The organism is Variovorax paradoxus, from assembly GCF_902712855.1.
Taxonomy (GTDB): domain Bacteria; phylum Pseudomonadota; class Gammaproteobacteria; order Burkholderiales; family Burkholderiaceae_C; genus Variovorax; species Variovorax paradoxus_Q.
Map to the genome: position 1 here is coordinate 525591 of NZ_LR743507.1, position 20361 is coordinate 545951.

A 20361-nucleotide genomic window follows, 5' to 3' on the forward strand; every position below is an offset into this window, starting at 1 on the left:
GGGGAAGGCCGGGGCACGGACATTGCTCTAGCATGCGCGCCTATGTCGTCGTTCGATCTCACGCTCCTGTATCTGCTTGCCGCGGTGATCGGCGTCGTTGCCTGCCGTTCCCTGAAGCTGCCGCCGATGCTCGGCTACCTGTCGGCCGGCGTGCTCATCGGCCCGCATGCCTTCGCGCTCGCACAGAACACCGAGGGCATCCAGCACCTGGGCGAGTTCGGCGTGGTGTTCCTCATGTTCGTGATCGGGCTGGAGTTCAGCCTGCCCAAGCTGCGCGCGATGCGCAAGCACGTGTTCGGGCTCGGGCTGCTGCAGGTTCTCTTGACCATGACCATCGCCACCATCGGCGCGCTGGTCATCGCACGGTGGCTGCCGGCGTCGTGGCGGCTCGGCTGGCAGACCGCGCTGGCGCTGTCGGGCGCGCTCACCATGAGCAGCACCGCCATCGTGGTCAAGCTGATGGCCGAGCGCCTCGAACTCGAGAGCGAGCACGGCAAGCGCGTGATGGGCGTGCTGCTGTTCCAGGATCTGGCCGTGGTGCCGCTGCTGGTGCTGATCCCCGCGCTGGGCGCACCGCCCGAGGCGCTGGCCAAGGCGCTGGGCCTCGCGCTGCTGAAGGCGAGCTTCCTGATCGGCGTGCTGCTGTACGGCGGCCCGCGCGTGATGCGCTGGTGGCTCACGCTGGTGGCGCGGCGCCGCAGCGAGGAACTGTTCATTCTCAACGTGCTGCTGATCACACTGGGCCTGGCGTGGCTCACCGAGCTGGCCGGCCTGAGCCTGGCCCTCGGCGCGTTCATCGCGGGCATGCTGGTGTCGGAGACCGAATACAAGCACCAGGTCGAGACCGACATCCGCCCCTTCCACGACGTGCTGCTGGGCCTGTTCTTCATCACGGTGGGCATGTCGCTCGACTGGCACATCGTGGTCGAGCGCTGGGCGCTGGTGGGCGTGCTGCTGCTGGTGCCGCTGGCCTTCAAGCTCGCGCTGGTGACGGTGCTGGCGAAGGTGCTGGGCGCCACGTCGGGCGTGTCGCTGCGCACCGGCCTGTACCTGGCGCAGGCCGGCGAGTTCGGCTTCGTGCTGCTGACGCTGGCGCAGGAGCGCAGCCTGCTGCCGCCATGGCTGGCCAACCCGGTGCTGGCCTCGATGGTGCTGTCGATGCTGGCGACGCCGTTCATCATCATGTACAGCAACGCCATCGTGCGAAAGCTCGTGGCCAGCGACTGGCTGCAGCAGTCGCTGCAGATGACGACCATCGCGCGCAAGACCATCAACACCGCGCAGCACGTGATCATCTGCGGCTACGGGCGCTGCGGCCAGAACCTCGCGCGCATCCTCGAGCGCGAGGGCATCCCCTACATGGCGCTAGACCTCGACCCCGACCGCGTGCGCCAGGCCGCCGCGGCCGGCGACTCGGTGGTGTTCGGCGACGCGGCGCGGCTGCAGGCGCTGATGGCCGCCGGTCTGGCGCGCGCCAGCGCGGTGGTCGTCACCTACCTCGACGTGCCCGGCGCCATGAAGGTGCTGGCCAACACCCGCGCCCATGCGGCCCACGTGCCGGTGATCGTGCGCACGCAGGACGACCACGACCTCGAGAAGCTGCAGGCGGCCGGCGCGACCGAGGTGGTGCCCGAGGCCATCGAGGGTTCGCTGATGCTCGCCAGCCATGCGCTGGCGCTGGTCGGCGTGCCGATGCGCCGCGTGATCCGTGTGGTGCAGGACCAGCGCGACGCCCGCTACAACCTGCTGCGCGGCTACTTTCATGGCGCCGACGACGACAACGCCGACGAGATCGATCACGAGCGACTCAACAGCTTCACCCTGAATGCCGGCGCCCGTGCGATCGGCCAGACGTTGGAACGGATGGCCCTGCACACGCTGGGCGTGCGGGTGGCCAGCCTGCGCCGGCACGACGGCCAGCCGCGCACGCCGGCCGAAGACACGGTGCTCTCGGATGGCGACACGCTGGTTCTGTCCGGCAAGCCCGCCGCGCTGGCAAAGGCGGTCGAGAAGCTGCAGCGAGGCTGAGCGCGCGCGCGTCTTATGGCGCGACACGAAGCCGTGCGGCCGCGCCCGCGCGGGATCAGTTCACCAGGGTCGGGTTGCGCTTTTCTTCTTCGAGCCGTTGCTGGCGGCGCACCGCTTCGCATTGCGCGTGCGACCTGAACTCCGGCTTCAGGCATTGGGCGGCCATGCACTGCGCTTTGGCGATGAAGTTGCGGTCGCCGCACTGGCCCGCGGGTTCGGCCGGTGCAGCGGGAGCCGGCGGCGGCGGCGCAACCGCTGCCACGGGCGCGGCAGGCTCGGGTGCGCTGGGTGCAGGCGCGGCAGGCGTGGCCTGCTTGCGCGCCTTCGCAGCGGCGGGCTTGGCCACCGCTGCAGCGGGCGCAACCGGCGCCGGTTCCGCCGGCTGCGCGGATGCGGCAGATTGAGGCTCGGGCACGGCGGGCGCCGCATCGGCGGCCGGCGCGGACTCGGCGAAGGAAGGCGCGGTGGGCGCTGCCGGCGCCTGCGGCTGGACAACCGGGGCGACAGGCGCGACAGACGCAGTTTCGTCGGCCGCCGCGGTCGCCTTGCTGCGCGTGCCGTAGCCGTACCAGCCCGCGACGATCATCCCCACCGCGACCACCAGCAGGCCCACCCACAGCAGGATCACGCGCTTGCGAGGCGGCCGCGGCTCGACCGGCACGGCGCGGCGTGTACGGGTTCGCGTCTTCTTTCGCTCGGACTTTTCGGCGCGCATGTCGTCGCCCGTGGCCGGTGCGGCGCGGCGCGACGACGAGGGCGGCAGCTCGTCGTCGTCATGCACCATGAACACGGTCTGTTCGTCGTCCTCGTCGCGCGGCCCGCCGCCCAGCCGTCCGAAGAACGACGGCCGCGCGGGCGCACGGAACCGGCCGCGGGCTGGCGCGGGCGCCGGTGGCGGCCTGCCCGCATCGAACAGCGGGGCCGGAATGGTCGGCGCGCGCAACTGGGCCGGCGCGGTGGTGGCCCATTCGCGTTCGGGGCTCGGTGGCGGAGGAATCCGATCGGCCGTGGCGGACAGTGCGACGCCGCAATCCCGGCAGAAGTTGGCGGCATCGCGGTTTTCCGCGCTGCAGACCGGACAGATCAAGGCCATGGCTTACTGACTACTCTCGGGATCCAAGGGGAAAACGGTAGGCCGATGGCGTGCATGGCCGCATCTGCAGGGTCTGGAACTTCTGGCTGGGGAGGACAGCGCGGCCCGCTTCAGGTCACCGCGACGCGCTTGGAGCGGTGCGCCATGCGCTTGGCGATCACGCCGCCGAGGGCCAGCGAGATCTCGAGCGCCATGTTCGGCTGGCGGTTCGACATTTCCACGAAGCGCACCGAAGTGAGGCGCCAGACGCGTCCGGCACCGGTGACCACCACGTTGGCCGAATGCGGCAGGCGGGAGAAGAACGCGCCTTCGCCGACCACCGAGCCGGACGTGAGCACGGCGAGCTTCATCTGCTCCTTGCTGCTGACGCGGTGCACGCTGATCGCGCCGCTCTCGATGAAGAAGACCGAACGGTCGGGCGTGCCCTGCTCGATCAGCACGTCGCCGATGCTGGTGTCGATCGGCTGCAGGTAGCCGGCCAGGGTCTCCCATTGCTGCACGGTGAACGTCAACGCGAAAGCGTCGCTGCTCAGGTTCTCCGCGATGGCGCGGCTCAGGTTCTGGATGGACATGTTTTTCTCGACCCCCGCATGTGTGCCGAAGTATCCGCGAAGCCCGCAAGGTTCGGCTACAAATGTTTACGGATTTGCGCGCGGCTGTCGCTATTTCCCAATGCAGAAGCGCGAAAAGATGACGCCCAGCAGGTCGTCCGCGCCGAACTCGCCGGTGATTTCGTTCAGCGCGTTCTGCGCCAGCCGCAGCTCCTCCGCCAGCAGGTCGAGCAACTGGGCCTGCGCCGCGAGATGGCTGGCGGCCAGAGCGAGGTGGCCGTCGACCTGGGCCAGCGCCTGGACATGGCGCGCGCGGGCCAGGTACACGCCCTCGGGCACGGACTGCCAGCCGGCCATGGCCAGCAGTTCCTCGCGCAGCGCCTCGATGCCCAGCCCGGTCCTGGCGGACAGCGCAATGCCCGCGCCGGGGGCGGCATCGGGCGCTGCGTCCTGCTTGTTCCAGACATCGAGCACCGGCACGCTCGCCGGCAGCTTGCCCTGGAGGCCACGCAGGATCTCGGCATCGGCGGCAGCGTAGTCGGCCTGGCCGGCGCGCGTGAGGTCGTGCAGGAACAGCACGGCATCGGCGCTTTCGATCTGCCCCCAGGCACGCGCCACGCCGATCTGCTCGACCTCGTCGCTGCTCTCGCGCAGGCCGGCGGTGTCGGCCACGTGCAGCGGCACGCCGTGGATCTGGATGGTCTGCGAGACCACGTCGCGCGTGGTGCCCGCCACCGCGCTGACGATGGCGAGTTCCGCGCCGGCCAATGCATTGAGCAGCGAGCTCTTGCCCGCGTTGGGCTGCCCCGCGATCACCACCTTGATGCCTTCGCGCAGCAGCGCGCCCTGGCGCGCGCGCTGCTGCACGGCCGCCAGTTGCGACTGCAGCTTCGCCAATTGGCCGGCGGCGTCGGCCTTCTGCAGGAAATCGATTTCTTCCTCGGGAAAGTCGAGCGTGGCTTCGACCAGCATGCGCAGGTGGATCAGCGCGTCGCGCAGCGTGTGGATCTCGCGCGAGAACGCGCCCGACAGCGAGCGCCCGGCGCTGCGCGCGGCCGCTTCGGTGCTGGCGTCGATCAGGTCGGCGATCGCCTCGGCCTGCGCCAGGTCTATCTTGCCGTTGAGAAAGGCCCGCTGGCTGAATTCGCCGGGCTCGGCCACCCGCAGGCCCGGCAGGCGCGCCCGCCCGGTGACCGGGTCGGGCTCGGCCGCGGCCTCGAGGCAGCGCGCCAGCAACAGTTGCAGCACGACAGCGCCGCCATGGGCTTGCAGCTCGAGCACGTCCTCGCCGGTGAAGGAGTTCGGCGACGGGAAATGGATGGCCAGGCCGTGGTCGACCGGCTCGCCGTCGGCATCGCGAAAGGGCAGGTAGGTGGCCTCGCGCGGCTTGAGCACGCGGCCGCAGAGTGCGTCGATCAGCGGGGCCAGCCGGGCGCCCGACACGCGCACGATGCCGACGGCCCCACGTCCCGAGGCGGTGGCGATGGCGACGATGGGGTCGGAGGTGCGGGCAAGCATGGTGCGGATTCTTTCAGCAAAAAGGGCCGCTTTCGCGGCCCTTCTCAGGATGGCAGGGCAGCCTGGTGGCTGCGCTGTTCTGCCTTGTTACTTCGTGCCGAGCACGCCCAGGCGCTTGTTGATGAACCACTGCTGCGCGATCGACAGCACGTTGTTGGTGATCCAGTACAGCACCAGACCGGCCGGGAAGAAGATGAACATCACGCTGAACGCGAGCGGCATGATCCACATCAGCTTGGCCTGCATCGGGTCCGGCGGCGTCGGGTTGAGCCAGGTCTGGAACAGCGAGGTCGCCGTCATGACGATCGGCAGGATGTACCAGGGGTCCGGTGCCGACAGGTCGGTGATCCAGCCGATCCACGGCGCGTGGCGCATCTCGACGGACGACAGCAGCACCCAGTACAGCGCGATGAACACCGGGATCTGGATCACGATGGGGAAGCAGCCGCCCATCGGATTGACCTTCTCGGTCTTGTAGATCCGCATCATTTCCTGCTGCATCTCCTGCGGCTTGTCCTTCAGCCGCTCGCGCATCTCCATGATCTTCGGGTTGATGGCCTTCATCTTGGCCATGCTGGCGTAGGCCTTGGCGTTGAGCCAGTAGAAGGCCGCCTTCAGCAGCACCACGAGCGCCACGATCGACCAGCCCCAGTTGCCGATCAGGCCATGCAGCTGGTTCAGCAGCCAGTACAGCGGCTTGGAGATGATCGCGAAGATGCCGTAGTCCTTCACCAGGTCCAGGCCGGGGGCGATGGCTTCGAGCTTCTTTTCTTCCTCGGGGCCGGCGAACAGCGTGCTGTTCACGACCTGCGTCGCGCCGGGGGCGATCTTGGGCAGCGTGGCCACCATGGCAACGGTGAACAGGTTCTCGCCCAGGTCCTTCACGCGGAACTCGCGGCGCAGCTGGTCGCTGACCGGGTCGCCCTTGAGCAACCAGGCCGACACGAAGTAATGCTGCACCATGGCCACCCAGCCGTCGTTGGCCGGCGGTGGCGGTTCGATCTTGCCCTTGGCGATGTCCTTGAAGTCGAGCTTGTGGAACTTCTTCTCGTTGGTGTACGCGGCCGGTCCGGTGAAGGTGTTCGTGCCGAACATGGTGCCGGCGGCCACGGTGCCGTGGCGCAGCAGTTGCATGTAGAGCTGCGCCTCGCGCGGCTGGTCGCTGGTGTTGACCACTTCGTGGCGCACGCCGATGGCGTAGTCGCCGCGGTGGAACACATAGGTCTTGATGTACTTCAGGCCGCCGACGGGCGCGCTTTCGAAGCTCACCTCGAGCGTGTTCTGGCCGTCGGCCATCTCGCGCGGACCGGCCTTCGGCGTCATCGGCGTCAGGTGGTTGGGAAAGCGCTCACCAGTGTCGACCGTGTTCAGCAGGCCGGTCTGGGCGACGTAGCGGGTGGCGGGAGAGCCGTTCTCGAACAGCACCACGTGCTTGGTGCGGTCGGCTTCGTCGTACTTCAGCAGTTCGAGGTAGTTGACCGTGCCGCCTTCGCTGTCGATGGTCGCCTTGAACAGGTCGGTGGTCACGTTGACCTGCTCGCGCGGCGCGGCCGCTGCGGCTTGAGTGGGCACCGCACCCGCGCTGCCGCCTCCGGATGCGGTGGGCACGCCGTTGCTGGCGGCCGGCGCATTGGCGGGAGCCGCAGCCGTGGCGGCGGGTTTGCTCGACGGCAGGAAGGTCGGCTTGTTGCCGTTGAAGACCTGCCATTGGTCCCACAGCAGCACCAGCGAGAACCCAAAAATCACCCACAGTATCGTGCGGCGGATATCGTTCATGACGAAGACTTCTTGTCGGAGGAGAGAAGAGACGAAAACAGCGATCCTGACTTGTCAGTGCGACGCTGTGATTTCGGCGGAACCGGATCGTGCCCGCCATCGCACCAGGGCTGGCAGCGCGCGATGCGATGCAGCGTGAGGTAGCTGCCCTTGAGCGCACCGTGCACCTCGAGCGCCTCGATCGAATACACCGAGCAGGTCGGCGTGAAGCGGCACGACTGGCCGAGCCAGGGGCTCAGCAGCAGGCGGTAGCCCTTCACGAAGCCGATCAGCAGGCGTTTCATGGCGAGGATGAAGAGGAAGGCGCCGGGGAGGACGGGCGAGCAGGCCGCGCGGCACGCTCCAGCAACTGCTGGAGTTCGGCGCGCACCGCGCCCTTGAGCTTGTCCGAGGTGGCGCTCACGAATTCCTTGCGGTCGAACCCGGCGCGCAGACGCACCACGTGCGCAGCACGTGGCAAGGCGCCGCCCACGGCAGCGCTCACCGAGTAGATCTGGCGCTTGATGGCATTGCGCGTGACCGCGCGACGTGCCCAGCGCTTGGGCACCATGGCACCCAGCCAGACATCGTCGGACGCGAACAGCGGCTGTGCGCTCGATGCGAGATCGAGCGCACAGCGGTGCAATGCGAAATGAGCAGTGCGCGCCACGGTGGCACCTGCGAGGACGGCCTGAAATTGCGCGCGGGATTTGAGCCGCTGCATGGAAGCCGGGCCGTGCACGTCAAGGCCGGACGAACCGGAAGCGCTGGCTGCGGGCGCCTGCGCTGACGTGTCGGCTGCGGGCAACGGCAGGTGGGCTGCCGTCAGACGGCCAGGCGCTTGCGGCCCTTGGCGCGGCGTGCGTTGATGACGGCACGGCCGCCGCGGGTCTTCATGCGGACCAGGAAGCCGTGGGTACGGGCGCGGCGGACTTTGGATGCTTGGTAAGTGCGTTTCATGGTGATTTCCTAATTCCCTGTTCGCGCCGGCTCTTCGTGCGGAAAGCATGAGGAACCTGCGGGGCGCCGGGGGAGCGGTATTGGGTTGGACCCAGGGGTAACCCCTGAACTCCTACTCCGAGCGCCAATGAAGAACGCAAAGAGGTTTTCAGGGAAACCCGCAATTATCGCAAACATTGGCCGCCGGAACAATCTTCGACTGGATTTGCGGGCCTTTCGTCGCCATCGACAGCGTGTGGATAAGGTTTTGACAAGTTAGAATGCCCGGTGCCTTCCAGCAGAGAATATCCACAATACCTATACCAAGAAATGCCCGAAGGTCTCTTCACTTTTCCAAGCGTCCATGTCCACTGACGGCATCGGCGAAAGTCTCTGGCAAGCCTGCGTCGACCAGCTCGCGCAGGAGTTGTCCGAGCAGCAGTTCAACACCTGGATCAAGCCCCTGAACGCACAGGTCGCCGACGACCTGTCGCGCATGACCGTGTTCGTCGCCAACCGGTTCAAGCTCGATTGGATCCGGGCCCAGTACGCCGGCAAGATCGCCGCCATGGCGGAGAAGATGTACGGCCAGCCGGTCGCCATCGAGTTAGCGCTTGCTCCTCGCGAAGTGCCCGTGCGCACTGCGCCTGTGGCGGTCATGACCGAAACCGACGTGCCGCGCGACGTGGCCGGTCCGGGCGAGGAGCCCGCTGCCGCGGGCTTCAAGAACCGGCTGAATTCCGGTCTCACCTTCGACACCCTGGTCGAGGGCACGGCCAATCGCATGGCGCGCGCCGCGGCCATGCACGTGGCCGGCATGCCAGGCCATCTTTACAACCCGCTTTTCATCTACGGAGGCGTCGGCCTGGGCAAGACCCACCTGATGCATGCTGTGGGCAACCGGCTGCTGGCCGACAAGCCGGATTCCAAAGTTCTCTACATCCACGCCGAGCAGTTCGTGTCGGATGTGGTCAAGGCGTACCAGCGCAAGACTTTCGACGAGTTCAAGGAGCGCTATCACTCGCTCGATCTGTTGCTGATCGACGATGTGCAGTTCTTTGCCAACAAGGACCGGACGCAGGAAGAATTCTTCAACGCGTTCGAGGCCCTGCTGGCCAAGAAGTCGCACATCGTGATGACCAGCGACACCTACCCGAAGGGCCTGGCGGACATCCACGAGCGCCTGGTGTCGCGCTTCGACTCCGGCCTCACGGTCGCCATCGAGCCGCCCGAGCTCGAGATGCGCGTGGCCATCCTGATCAACAAGGCGCGCGCCGAATCGGCCGAGATGCCCGAGGAAGTGGCCTTCTTCGTTGCGAAGAACGTACGCTCCAACGTGCGCGAGCTCGAAGGCGCGCTGCGCAAGATCCTGGCGTACTCGCGCTTCAACCAGAAGGAGATCTCGATCGCCCTGGCGCGCGAGGCGCTGCGCGACCTGCTGTCGATCCAGAACCGCCAGATCTCGGTCGAGAATATCCAGAAGACGGTGGCCGACTACTACAAGATCAAGGTCGCCGACATGTACAGCAAGAAGCGCCCGGCCAGCATCGCGCGGCCGCGGCAGATCGCGATGTACCTGGCCAAGGAACTCACGCAGAAGAGCCTGCCGGAAATCGGCGAGCTGTTCGGCGGACGCGACCACACGACGGTACTGCACGCGGTGCGCAAGATTTCGGGCGAGCGCCAGCAGCTCACCGAACTCAACCAGCAGCTCCACGTGCTCGAACAAACGCTCAAGGGCTGAAGAAGAAGCCGGATGTCGTCGAGGGTGGCCGTCGCGACAGCGGAGAATGGCGCCCTTACAAGCTGATTCAAAGAGATAGAGAAGAGGAAGAAGACATGATCGTTTTGAAGGCAAACCAAGACAAAGTCCTCGCCGCGCTGCAGTCGGTGGCGGGCATCGTGGAGCGGCGTCACACCTTGCCTATCCTGGCGAACGTGCTGATTCGCAAGACCGGCGGCCAGCTGCAGCTGACCACCAGCGACCTCGAGATCCAGATCCGCACCACCGCCGAACTCGGCGGCGACGAAGGCAACTTCACCACCACCATCGGCGCGCGCAAGCTCATCGACATCCTGCGCACCATGCCGGCCGACCAGACCGTGAGCCTCGAGTCGAGCGCCAGCAAGCTGGTGCTCAAGGGCGGCAAGAGCCGCTTCACGCTGCAGTCGCTGCCCGCCGAAGACTTCCCGCTGGTGCAGGAAGCCGCCAACTTCGGGCCGGTGTTCAGCGTGCCGCAGAAGACGCTGAAGGACCTGCTCTCGCAGGTCTCGTTCGCGATGGCCGTGCACGACATCCGCTACTACCTCAACGGCATCCTGTTCGTGGCCGAAGGCAAGCAGCTGAGCCTGGTGGCCACCGACGGCCACCGCCTGGCGTTCTCGTCGGCCACGCTCGACGTCGAAGTGCCGCGCCAGGAAGTCATCCTGCCGCGCAAGACCGTGCTCGAGATGCAGCGCCTGCTGTCCGACGCCGAAGGCGCCATCGAGATGCAGTTCGCGAACAACCAGGCCAAGTTCAGCTTCGGCGGCATGGAGTTCGTCACCAAGCTGGTCGAGGGCAAGTTCCCCGACTACAACCGCGTCATTCCGAAGAACCACAAGAACACGGTCACGCTGGGCCGCGCGCCGCTGCTGGCCAGCCTGCAGCGCACCGCCATCCTGACCAGCGAGAAGTTCAAGGGCGTGCGACTGAACATCGAACCGGGGACGCTGCGCATCGCGTCGAACAACGCCGAGCAGGAAGAAGCCCAGGACGAACTCGACATCGACTACGGTGGCGACTCCATCGAGATCGGCTTCAACGTGACCTACCTGATCGACGCGCTCTCGAACATGGACCAAGACATGGTCAAGCTCGACCTGGCCGACTCCAACAGCTCGGCGCTGCTGACCATTCCCGAGAACGCATCCTTCAAGTACGTCGTCATGCCGATGCGGATCTGACGAGTCAGACAACACAGCGCCTTGCGCACACGACCCGCGGCCCTCCGCGGGTTTGCGCTTTCAAGAGGCGGTGAAACGAGTTCTTGAGAGCCCGAAAAATCACGCCGACGGCGTGAGAGACAGAGGAATATCCGAATGAGTGCTGAAGAAAACAAGCCTGAAGTCCCGCACACCGAGCCGGTCTACACCCCGGAGGTCCAGGTCGTGCCGCCCGAGGTCATCGCCGCCGCCGACACCAGCTACGGCGAAGGCTCGATCACGATCCTCGAAGGGCTTGAAGCCGTGCGCAAGCGCCCGGGGATGTACATCGGCGACACCTCCGACGGCACGGGCCTGCATCACCTGGTGTTCGAGGTCGTGGACAACTCCATCGACGAGGCGCTCGCGGGCCACTGCGACGACATCGTGGTGACCATCCACACCGACAACTCCATCAGCGTCACCGACAACGGCCGCGGCATTCCCACCGGCGTGAAGATGGACGACAAGCACGAGCCCAAGCGCTCGGCCGCGGAAATCGCGCTGACCGAACTGCACGCCGGCGGCAAGTTCAACCAGAACAGCTACAAGGTGTCGGGCGGCCTGCACGGCGTGGGCGTGTCCTGCGTGAACGCGCTGAGCGTCATGTTGCGCCTGGTGGTTCGCCGCGAAGGCAAGATCCACGAACTGCAGTTCAGCCGCGGCTTCGTCCAGGACCGCCTGCTCGAGACGGTGCAGGGCGTCGAGGTGTCGCCCATGAAGATCATCGGCGACACCGACAAGCGCGGCACCGAGGTGCACTTCCTGCCGGACACCGAGATCTTCAAGGAGAACTCGGACTTCCACTACGAGATCCTCAGCAAGCGCCTGCGCGAACTGAGCTTCCTGAACAACGGCGTGCGCATCCGCCTGAAGGACGAGCGCACCGGCAAGGAAGACGACTTCTCCGGTGCCGGCGGCGTGCGCGGCTTCGTGGAGTTCATCAACAAGGGCAAGACCGTCCTGCACCCGAACTCGTTCTACGCCGAAGGCGAACGCCCGGCCGACACCTACGGCGGCATTCCGGGAACGCACATCGGCGTCGAAGTGGCGATGCAGTGGAACAGCGGCTACAACGAGCAGGTGCTGTGCTTCACCAACAACATCCCGCAGCGTGACGGCGGCACCCACCTCACCGGGCTGCGCGCCGCGATGACGCGCGTCATCAACAAGTACATCGAAGAGAACGAACTGGCCAAGAAGGCCAAGGTCGAGGTCTCGGGCGACGACATGCGCGAAGGCCTGTGCTGCGTGCTGAGCGTGAAGGTGCCGGAGCCCAAGTTCTCGAGCCAGACCAAGGACAAGCTGGTCTCCAGCGAAGTGCGAGCGCCGGTGGAAGACATCGTCGGCCGCCTGCTGACCGACTACCTGCAGGAGCGCCCGAACGACGCCAAGATCATCTGCGGCAAGATCATCGAGGCGGCCCGCGCCCGCGAAGCGGCCCGCAAGGCCCGCGAGATGACGCGCCGCAAGGGCGTGCTCGACGGCATGGGCCTGCCCGGCAAGCTCGCCGACTGCCAGGAGAAGGACCCGGCACTGTGCGAGGTCTACCTGGTGGAGGGCGACTCCGCCGGCGGCTCCGCCAAGCAGGGCCGCGACCGGAAGTTCCAGGCCATCCTGCCGCTGCGCGGCAAGATCCTGAACGTCGAGAAGGCGCGCTACGAGAAGCTGCTGACCAGCAACGAAATCCTGACCATGATCACCGCCCTGGGCACCGGCATCGGCCGCGCCGGCGCGAGCACGGCGGGCGGCGGCGCGGACGACTTCAACGTCGCCAAGCTGCGCTACCACCGCATCATCATCATGACCGACGCCGACGTCGACGGCGCCCACATCCGCACGCTGCTGCTCACGTTCTTCTACCGCCAGATGCCCGAGCTGGTCGAGCGCGGCCACATCTACATCGCGCAGCCGCCGCTGTACAAGGTGAAGGTCGGCAAGGAAGAGCAATACCTGAAGGACGGTCCCGCGCTCGACGCCTTCCTGCTCAAGGTGGCGCTGAAGGATGCACGCATCGAGACCGGCGGCGCCGGCTCGACCACGCTCGCCGGCGACACCCTGGCCGAGCTGGCGCGCAAGCACCAGGTGGCCGAGGCCGTCATCGCGCGCCTGCGCAACTTCATGGACGCCGAGGCGCTGCGCGCCATCGCCGACGGCGTGGCGCTCGACCTCGACACCACCCCGGCCGCCGAGGCATCGGCCGTGGCGCTGCAGGCCAAGCTGCGCGAGCTCAACACGACCGGCGTGCCCGCCGAGGTGAGCAGCGAGTTCGACGCCCGCACCGACAAGCCGCTGCTGCGCATCAGCCGCCGCCATCACGGCAACATCAAGAGCAGCGTGCTCACGCAGGACTTCGTGCACGGCGCCGACTACGCGGCCCTGGCCGAAGCCGCCAACACCTTCCGCGGGCTGCTGAGCACCGAAGGCGCGCTGGTCAAGCGCGGCGAGGGCGAACGCGCCAAGGAAGAGAAGGTCGACGACTTCCGCCAGGCCATGAAGTGGCTGATCGGCGAAGCCGAACGCGCCACCTCGCGCCAGCGCTACAAGGGCCTGGGCGAGATGAACCCCGAACAGCTGTGGGAAACCACCATGGACCCGAACGTGCGGCGCCTGCTGCGCGTGCAGATCGACGACGCGATCGAAGCCGACCGCGTGTTCACGATGCTGATGGGCGACGAGGTGGAGCCGCGCCGCGAGTTCATCGAGCAGAACGCGCTGCGCGCGGCGAACATCGACGTGTAGTCCGTCCGCCGGCCGCTCGGTCCGCTTCCGCGAACCTTCGCATTCATTCGAAACGCCCGGCCCCGCCGGGCGTTTTGCCTTGTGCGTCCAAAGCGCCACCGCGCCTTCGGACCGTCAAGGCCGTGAGGCAGAATCTGCGCCAATTTCGTCTGCGCACAGGACCTCTCCCATTCCCTCCAGCTTCGCCTTCTTCGAACTGACCACCGTGTCCGGCGAGACCGTCGTCACGCCGCTGGCCTTCCCCGCGATGGCATGGCTCGGCAGCAGCGCGCAGGCGATGGCGCGGCGCATGGCGCAGGCGGTGCAGTCGCACCTGGTCGACAAGGGGCGCTATCTCGAGGCGGTGCAGATCAACGACCCGCCGGTCTTCGAGCGGCACGAGATCGACATCGACATTCCCGGCGGCAGCAACCCGTTGCTGCATCCGCCGCGCCGCGTCCGCCATGTCGCGTTTCTTTCCAGCGGCCCGGCCAACACACCCTGCATCGGTTGCGTTCCGGCGCTGGGCATCGTCACGCTCGCCGAGCCGGAGCGACTGCGCGAGGCGGTGATCGAGGCGGTCGTGCTCGAGCACCGGCGCACCGGGCGGCAGGCCGACGTGCGGCGGCAGGTGGCCGCGCAATGGTTCGAGCAGGTCGAGCTGACGCAGCTGCCGCTCGACGTGGTGTTCCACAGCGCCGAGACCTTGCGCCGGCTGAAGAACGAACGCGCCGAACCGCTGCTGCCCGCGGTGGCCAACGAGATGAGCGCGAGCGCGCGCACGGCCGTCGAGTTGGACGAGCCGCTGAAGGCCATGGCGCGCGCGGCGGAAGGGCGTTTCGCGCGCAGCGTGCTGGTCGTCGGCGCCGAAGGCAGCGGCAAGACGGCGCTGGTGCACCAGTACGCGCGCGAGCGCCGCGACCGCGCCGGTGGCACACCGTGGGAAACCAGCGCGGCGCGGCTCATCCAGGGCCTCACGCGCGACGGCAGCTGGCAGCACGCGCTGAGCGGGCTGTGCCGCGAGCTGGCCGAACGCAACGTCGCGCTCTACGTGGGCCACCTGTCGGAGCTGTTCGAGGTGGGCCAGTACGAGGGCAACAGCATCAGCCTCGGCGACGCGCTGCGCGAGCCGCTGGCGCGCGGGCAGCTGATGCTGCTGGCCGAGGCCACGCCCGCCGAGCTCTCGCTGATCGACCTGCGCAGTCCCGGCTTCTCGGCACTCTTCCAGGTGGTTCGCCTGCCCGAACTGCCCGAGGCGGAGCAGGAGCGCACGATGCTCGCCGCGGTGGCCGCGCTGGCCGCCGCGCACCGCGTGGCGGTGTCGCCCGAGGCGGTGTCCGAACTGATCGCGCTGCAGCGCCGTTTCTCGCCCTACTCGGGCTTTCCGGGCAAGGGCATCCGCTTCTTCGAGGAACTGATCCTGCACGCGCGAGGCCATCGCGGTGACCGCGGAGGGCAGGGCGCCGACATCGGCCGCGACGAAGCGCTGGCCGCCTTCTGCGCCGAGACCGGCATGCCGCGCCGCATGCTCGACGCGCGGCTGCCGCTGTCGCTCGAGGAGGTCGACGGTTTCTTCCGGCGCCGCCTGTTCGGCCAGCCCGATGCGCTCTCGGTGGTGACCAACCTGCTGGTCGCCACCAAGGCCGGCCTGGCGCGCAGCGGCAAGCCGATCGCGTCGATGCTGCTGATCGGGCCCACGGGCGTGGGCAAGACCGAGACGGCCAAGGCCCTGGCCGAGTTCATGTTCGGCGACGCGCGCCGCATGATCCGCATCGACATGAGCGAGTACGCCGACCCGGTGGCGGTGCTGCGCCTGCTCGGCGACCTGGGCGGCGACGAAGGCGTGCTGGTCGGCGCGGTGCGGCGCCAGCCGTTTTCGGTGGTGCTGTTCGACGAGCTCGAGAAGGCGCACCCGAGCTTCTTCGACCTGCTGCTGCAGGTGCTCGGCGAAGGCCGGCTGACCGGCGGCGACGGGCTCACAGCCAACTTCTGCGGCAGCTTCGTGGTGATGACCTCGAACCTCGGCGCCGAGGTGATGCAGCGCACGCCGATGGGCCTGGGCGCGCAGCGCGGCGATCCGCGCAGCCATTTCGAGCAGGCGGTGCAGCAGGCCTTCCGCCCCGAACTCTTCAACCGCATCGACCACATCGTGCCGTTCGCCGCGCTGTCGGCCGCCGAGCGTGCGCCGATCTTCGAGCGCGAGATGGCGTTGATGCGCCAGCGCGAAGGCCTGCTCGAGCGCAACGCCGAACTCGCGCTCGACGCCGGCGTGTCCGCGCACCTGGCCACGCTGCCCGGCGATGCGCGCTACGGGGCGCGCGACGTGCAGCGCGTGCTGCGCCGCGAACTGCTGCTGCCGCTGGCGCATGCGCTGTCGCCGCATGCCTACGTGACGCCGCTGTCGGTGAAGGTCTGTCCCGGCCCGGGCGGCGCGCGCGCATTCGAGGTGCGCACCGAGCTGCTGCAGCGTCCCGTCGACAACACGCCGCTGCTCGCCGCCGACGCACTGGCCGAGGCCCGCCGCCACTGGCAGCGCGTGACCGAAGGACCGCTCTACGTGACCCTGGTGAACCAGCTGTTCCGCCTCGACCACGAACGCCGACGCCACGAGAACCGGCGCCGCCGCGCACCGCACCTGCCGCACTGGGACGGCACCGAGCACGCCGCCCGCGCGCGCGAGCTCGCTGCCGTGCAACAGCAGGCGCAGGGCCTGTTCGCGGAGATCATCGAGCTGGAAGGCCAGGCGCTGCTGGCGCTGGTCGGCGAAGCCGACGCGCCGCCCGACCTGGCCGCGTGGCGCACGCGCTTCACCGGCTTCAAGCAGCGCGCCTTCCACGCGGTGCGGCCGGACAGCAGCGTCTGCACGGTCGGTCTCTACGCCTCGCCGGCGCTGGCCGCCACGCTGCATGCCGCGTGGACCGAGGCCGCCGCACTCGCCGGCTTCGAGGTGCGCTCGCAGGTGGTGCGGCTGGGCGACGAGCCCCAGAAGCCCTCCGCGCGCGCGGCCGAGTTGCAGCAGGCGGCGGCCGAGCGGAAACGCGAGGGCAAGCCGGACGACCGTCGAGAAGACGCGAAGCAGGACGCAAAGCACGACGCGAGGGAAGAAGAAGCACCGCCCAGCCAGTACCTCAAGTTTCCGTGGCCGCAGGCCTCGGGCCGCAAGAGCCTGGTCGTCGGTTTCGAGATCGAACTCAGGGGCCCGGCGGTGTTCGACTACTTCCGCGGCGAAAGCGGCATGTGGCGCATCTGGGAAGGCGACCGCAAGTCCGACGCCTGGGTTTCCGTGCTCAACAAGACGCTCGCGGCCTTCGCCACGCCCACCAACGTGCATCGCCAGCATTTCTTCGACAGCCGTCCCGTGCACCGGGTGCTGAAGCAGGGACTGCTGGGCGCGCCGCAGGCCGACTGGCATTCGGAATTTCCCGACGCACCCGCATGGAAGCGCGTGCTCGACAACCACTTCAACGCGCTCATGGACCGCATGCTGCTCGGGGAGGAGGACCAGTGAGCGGCCAGGGCAGCCTGCGCGTTCCGGTCTTCGTCACGCACCGCAAGGAGGCGGGCTTCCGCCTGCGCTGCCTGTTCCTGCCGGAGATCGAGGCGACGGCCGTGCGCTACGAGCTGGCGCTGAACAAGCTGCGCCAGGCGGTGGTGCGCCATTTCCAGGGCACGCGCAGTTCTCGCGACACGCTCGACGAGCGCCTGTGGCTGAGCTTTTCGCCGGAGCTGCGCTTCGAACTCGTGCCGCTGGGCTTCGACAGCGGCCGGCGCTGGGTCGAGGGCGCGTTCGCCGCCGCGCACTTCAGCGTGGCCGGCCGGCGCTACGCCTGCCTGCCGCAGCTCGACGCGCTGGTGGCCGACCTGGGCGAACCGCACCTCGACAAGTCGCAGCGCACCGAGCGGCTGGTGGCCGCCATCCAGGCGTGGTTCCGCGAGCAGCGCAAGGAACTGGGCGATGCCTTCGACCCGCAGCGCTACCTGGCCTCCCCGAACGACGAGCTCGGCGAGCTCGAGCTGTCGATGCGTATCGCGCAAGGGCACTTTCCGTTCGAGAGCGGCCACGACCGGCGCAGCGCGATGCGCGACGACGGCATCGGCGACGGCCCGAGCGAAATGGCGCGCGCCGCCGTCGACCTGAACGACCTGTACCCCGACGCGCTCGCACGGGCGATCCTGCGCGACGACGCGGTCGAGGAACTGCGGCGCGCCATCTACCGCGGCGAAGGCGCCGGTGGTGCGGAGGGGGGTGCCGGCGCGATCGTGCTGGTCGGCCCGCGCGGCGCCGGCAAGACGGCGCTGGTGCACGGCGCGCTGCGCCGCCAGATCGACATCGAGACCGGCCGCGACCGCCAGCGGATGCAGAAGATCTGGCACCTCGACCCGATGCGCGTGATCTCGGGCATGAGCATCATCGGCCAGTGGCAGCGCCGCATGGCCGTGCTGCTGCAGTACCTTCAGTTCCGCCTGCGCGACGATTTCCGCATCGCGCGGCCCGACCATCTCTACTGCGACAACCTGGTCGCGCTGATGGCGATCGGCAAGAGCTCGCAGAACACGCTCACGCTGGCCGACGTGCTGCGCCCGCTGCTCGAGAAGCGCGCCTTCACCATGATCGGCGAGGCCACGCCCGAGGCCTGGCAGAAGGTGCAGCAGCGCGACCGCCGCTTCGCCGACCTGTTCCGCGTGATCCGCGTGGAGGCGCCGCCGCGCGCCACCGCCATCCGCATCGTCAACTGGCGCCGCGCCGAACTCGAGCAGCAGCACGAGTGCCGCATCGAAGCGGGCGCGGTGGCCGAACTGCTGAAGATGGAGCGCCGCTTCGCCGCCGACGAAGTGCTGCCCGGCTCGGCGATCCGCGTGCTCGACCGGCTGGCCGTGCGGCATGCGCGCGGCGAGGTCGGCCGCGCCGAGGTGCTGGCCGCGTACACGGCCACCTACCACTTCCGCGAGAAGCTGTTCTCGCGCCAGGTGGGCCTGGCGCCGGCCGAGGCGGCGGCGCACTTCGCGGCGCGGCTCATCGGCCAGGGCGAGGCGCGTGCGCAGCTGGTCGACGTGGTGGCGCTGGTCAAGTCGGGCCTTGCCGCGCCGGGCAAGCCGCTGTCGTCGCTGCTGTTCATCGGCCCCACCGGCGTGGGCAAGAGCGAGGCCGCCAAGCTGCTGGCCGATTTCCTGTTCGCCGACGAAGGCGGGCTGGTGCGCTTCGACATGAACGAGTACGTCGACGGCGACGCCACGGGCCGGCTGATCGGCGACGTGCACCGGCCCGACGGCCAGCTCACCGCCGCCGTGCGCCAGCGGCGCGCCTGCGTGCTGCTGCTCGACGAGATCGAGAAGGCGCATCCCTCGGTGCACGACCTGCTGCTGCAGTTGCTCGGCGAGGGCCGGCTGACCGACGCGATGGGCCGCACCACCGACTTCTCGCAATGCGTGGTGGTGCTCACCTCGAACCTCGGCGCGAGCGCGGCCAGCCGCCACACCGGCTTCGTGCGGCAAGCGGGCGACGTGGCCCACACCTACCGCGAGGCGGTGGAGCGTTTCTTCCGGCCCGAATTCCTGAACCGCATCGACCAGGTGGTGGGCTTCACGCCGCTGGCGGCGGACGACATCGCAACCATCGCGCGGCTGCAGCTGGATCGCGTGCTGGCGCGCGACGGCTTCGTGCGGCGGCTCACCTTCCTGAACGTGTCGGCCGAGGCGCTCGATCATCTCGCGCGGCTCGGCCACGACGAGGCGCTGGGCGCGCGCGCGCTGAAGCGCGGCATCGAGCGCGCGCTCACGCAGCCGATCGCGCAGCGGCTGGCCGCGTCGCACAGCGGCCAGCCGATGCTGCTCGACGTGGCCTTCGACGGCGTGCCGGGCGAGGGCGCTCTTGCCACGCGCGCCACCGTGCTCGACTACGCGAAGCAGCGCACGGTGGCGTTGCCCGGCGACACGGGCTCCGCCGCCGACTACCAGCGGCTCGCGGCCGCGGCCGACGCCCTGCACGACCGGCTGCGCGGCCAGCTCGATGCCGGGCCGCCCGACGCCCAGGCGCTGGCGCTGCGCGCGCTGCAGGTGCGGCTCGATCCGTTGCGCGAAGTGCTGGCGCGGCGCAGCTGGGACCTGTCGGAACGCCGCGCCGCGCCGGTGCGCGCGGTGAGGCAACTGCCGCCTCGCGCGCGCGACTGGCGCTGCATGGGCCGCCCGATGACCGACATGCTGGCCGCGCAGCACGACATCCATGAGCTGTTCGAGCAGCTGCTGGCCGGCTCGCAGCCGCTGCGCGGCGCCGATGCCGAAGCCGTGCGCTGGCAGCTCGAGATCGACCAGCTCGCGCGCCGCGCGGACAGCCTGGCGCGGCACGGCATCGAACGCATCGGCGTGGAGATCGTGCCGCTGCAGACCGGCGCGGGCGAGGCGGCCGTGAAGACCGCATGGGCCGACTATGCCGCGCTGGTCGCGCAGCTCGACCTGCACGAACTGCCGTCGCCGCGCGACGGCGTGCGCTGCTTCGAAGGCATCGGCCTGCGCGACGCGTTCGGCGGCGAGTGCGGCATCCACCTCTGGTACGTGGGCGACGACCGGCCGCTGCCGCTGGCGGTGCGGCTGCTGCCGATGGAAGACCGGGCCGATGCTTCGCCGCCGCCCCTGCCCACCGAGATCGTGCGGCTGCGCCTGGAACCGGCGCGCGCCGGCGACCACCGCTGCCTGAGCGACCTGCGCTCCGGCCGCGTGCGCAAGTTCAGCGGCCCGCTCAGCGAGGACGACTGGCGCCTGCTGCTGTGGGACGCCCGCGCCGCGCAAGACTGAGAC

General features: G+C 68.6%; 13 protein-coding genes. 6 read left to right on the forward strand and 7 right to left on the reverse strand.

From position 1 onward, the window contains the following. Positions 1 to 42 precede the first annotated feature (42 nt). On the forward strand, positions 43 to 2028 hold the full coding sequence (locus tag AACL56_RS02520) for a monovalent cation:proton antiporter family protein (RefSeq protein WP_339088257.1): 1986 nt from the start codon (positions 43 to 45) through the stop codon (positions 2026 to 2028). A 55-nt stretch (positions 2029 to 2083) separates the two neighbouring features. On the opposite strand, the gene AACL56_RS02525 is transcribed toward AACL56_RS02520, so the two are convergent. From AACL56_RS02525 to rpmH, 7 genes are all read right to left on the reverse strand, one after another. Beyond that, positions 2084 to 3121: a zinc ribbon domain-containing protein gene (locus AACL56_RS02525; protein ID WP_339088258.1), complete on the reverse strand. Its 1038-nt coding sequence runs from the start codon at positions 3119 to 3121 to the stop codon at positions 2084 to 2086. Between the two features lie 110 nt (positions 3122 to 3231). Then, positions 3232 to 3693: a Crp/Fnr family transcriptional regulator gene (locus AACL56_RS02530; protein WP_339088259.1), complete on the reverse strand. Its 462-nt coding sequence runs from the start codon at positions 3691 to 3693 to the stop codon at positions 3232 to 3234. 90 nt (positions 3694 to 3783) lie between these two features. Further along, the gene (gene mnmE / locus AACL56_RS02535; protein WP_339088260.1) at positions 3784 to 5190 is read right to left on the reverse strand and encodes a tRNA uridine-5-carboxymethylaminomethyl(34) synthesis GTPase MnmE; all 1407 of its coding nucleotides are present in this window, start codon (positions 5188 to 5190) and stop codon (positions 3784 to 3786) included. 87 nt (positions 5191 to 5277) lie between these two features. Next, positions 5278 to 6966, reverse strand: coding sequence for a membrane protein insertase YidC (gene yidC / locus AACL56_RS02540; RefSeq protein ID WP_339088261.1), 1689 nt, complete (start codon positions 6964 to 6966; stop codon positions 5278 to 5280). Beyond that, the gene (yidD, locus tag AACL56_RS02545; protein WP_339088262.1) at positions 6963 to 7250 is read right to left on the reverse strand and encodes a membrane protein insertion efficiency factor YidD; all 288 of its coding nucleotides are present in this window, start codon (positions 7248 to 7250) and stop codon (positions 6963 to 6965) included. The genes yidC and yidD overlap by 4 nt, the downstream gene beginning before the upstream one ends. Continuing rightward, entirely contained in the window at positions 7247 to 7669 is a 423-nt protein-coding gene (locus tag AACL56_RS02550) for a ribonuclease P protein component (protein ID WP_339088263.1), read from the reverse strand. The genes yidD and AACL56_RS02550 overlap by 4 nt, the downstream gene beginning before the upstream one ends. A 101-nt stretch (positions 7670 to 7770) precedes the next feature. Further along, entirely contained in the window at positions 7771 to 7905 is a 135-nt protein-coding gene (gene rpmH / locus AACL56_RS02555; RefSeq protein ID WP_007834827.1) for a 50S ribosomal protein L34, read from the reverse strand. Between the two features lie 343 nt (positions 7906 to 8248). Between rpmH and dnaA the strand changes: the two genes are divergently transcribed. The 5 genes from dnaA to AACL56_RS02580 all read left to right on the forward strand — a co-directional run bounded on the left by dnaA (position 8249) and on the right by AACL56_RS02580 (position 20358). After that, positions 8249 to 9628, forward strand: a complete 1380-nt coding sequence (dnaA, locus tag AACL56_RS02560; RefSeq protein ID WP_339088264.1) for a chromosomal replication initiator protein DnaA — start codon at positions 8249 to 8251, stop codon at positions 9626 to 9628. Positions 9629 to 9723: 95 nt separating this feature from the next. Then, positions 9724 to 10830, forward strand: coding sequence for a DNA polymerase III subunit beta (dnaN, locus tag AACL56_RS02565; protein WP_093128829.1), 1107 nt, complete (start codon positions 9724 to 9726; stop codon positions 10828 to 10830). Positions 10831 to 10965: 135 nt separating this feature from the next. Continuing rightward, complete coding sequence (gyrB, locus tag AACL56_RS02570) at positions 10966 to 13590, forward strand: DNA topoisomerase (ATP-hydrolyzing) subunit B (protein WP_339088265.1); 2625 nt, start codon at positions 10966 to 10968, stop codon at positions 13588 to 13590. Positions 13591 to 13795: 205 nt separating this feature from the next. Further along, positions 13796 to 17077, forward strand: coding sequence for an AAA family ATPase (locus tag AACL56_RS02575; protein WP_339088266.1), 3282 nt, complete (start codon positions 13796 to 13798; stop codon positions 17075 to 17077). Next, on the forward strand, positions 17074 to 20358 hold the full coding sequence (locus tag AACL56_RS02580) for an AAA family ATPase (protein WP_339088267.1): 3285 nt from the start codon (positions 17074 to 17076) through the stop codon (positions 20356 to 20358). The genes AACL56_RS02575 and AACL56_RS02580 overlap by 4 nt, the downstream gene beginning before the upstream one ends. Positions 20359 to 20361 lie beyond the last annotated feature (3 nt).

Excerpts from the sequence above, each read along its gene's own strand:
- AACL56_RS02520 (WP_339088257.1), top strand. The coding sequence starts at position 43 with ATGTCGTCGTTCGATCTCACGCTCCTGTATCTGCTTGCCGCGGTGATC.
- AACL56_RS02525 (WP_339088258.1), bottom strand. The coding sequence starts at position 3,121 with ATGGCCTTGATCTGTCCGGTCTGCAGCGCGGAAAACCGCGATGCCGCC.
- AACL56_RS02530 (WP_339088259.1), bottom strand. The coding sequence starts at position 3,693 with ATGTCCATCCAGAACCTGAGCCGCGCCATCGCGGAGAACCTGAGCAGC.
- mnmE (WP_339088260.1), bottom strand. The coding sequence starts at position 5,190 with ATGCTTGCCCGCACCTCCGACCCCATCGTCGCCATCGCCACCGCCTCG.
- yidC (WP_339088261.1), bottom strand. The coding sequence starts at position 6,966 with ATGAACGATATCCGCCGCACGATACTGTGGGTGATTTTTGGGTTCTCG.
- yidD (WP_339088262.1), bottom strand. The coding sequence starts at position 7,250 with ATGAAACGCCTGCTGATCGGCTTCGTGAAGGGCTACCGCCTGCTGCTG.
- AACL56_RS02550 (WP_339088263.1), bottom strand. The coding sequence starts at position 7,669 with ATGCAGCGGCTCAAATCCCGCGCGCAATTTCAGGCCGTCCTCGCAGGT.
- rpmH (WP_007834827.1), bottom strand. The coding sequence starts at position 7,905 with ATGAAACGCACTTACCAAGCATCCAAAGTCCGCCGCGCCCGTACCCAC.
- dnaA (WP_339088264.1), top strand. The coding sequence starts at position 8,249 with ATGTCCACTGACGGCATCGGCGAAAGTCTCTGGCAAGCCTGCGTCGAC.
- dnaN (WP_093128829.1), top strand. The coding sequence starts at position 9,724 with ATGATCGTTTTGAAGGCAAACCAAGACAAAGTCCTCGCCGCGCTGCAG.
- gyrB (WP_339088265.1), top strand. The coding sequence starts at position 10,966 with ATGAGTGCTGAAGAAAACAAGCCTGAAGTCCCGCACACCGAGCCGGTC.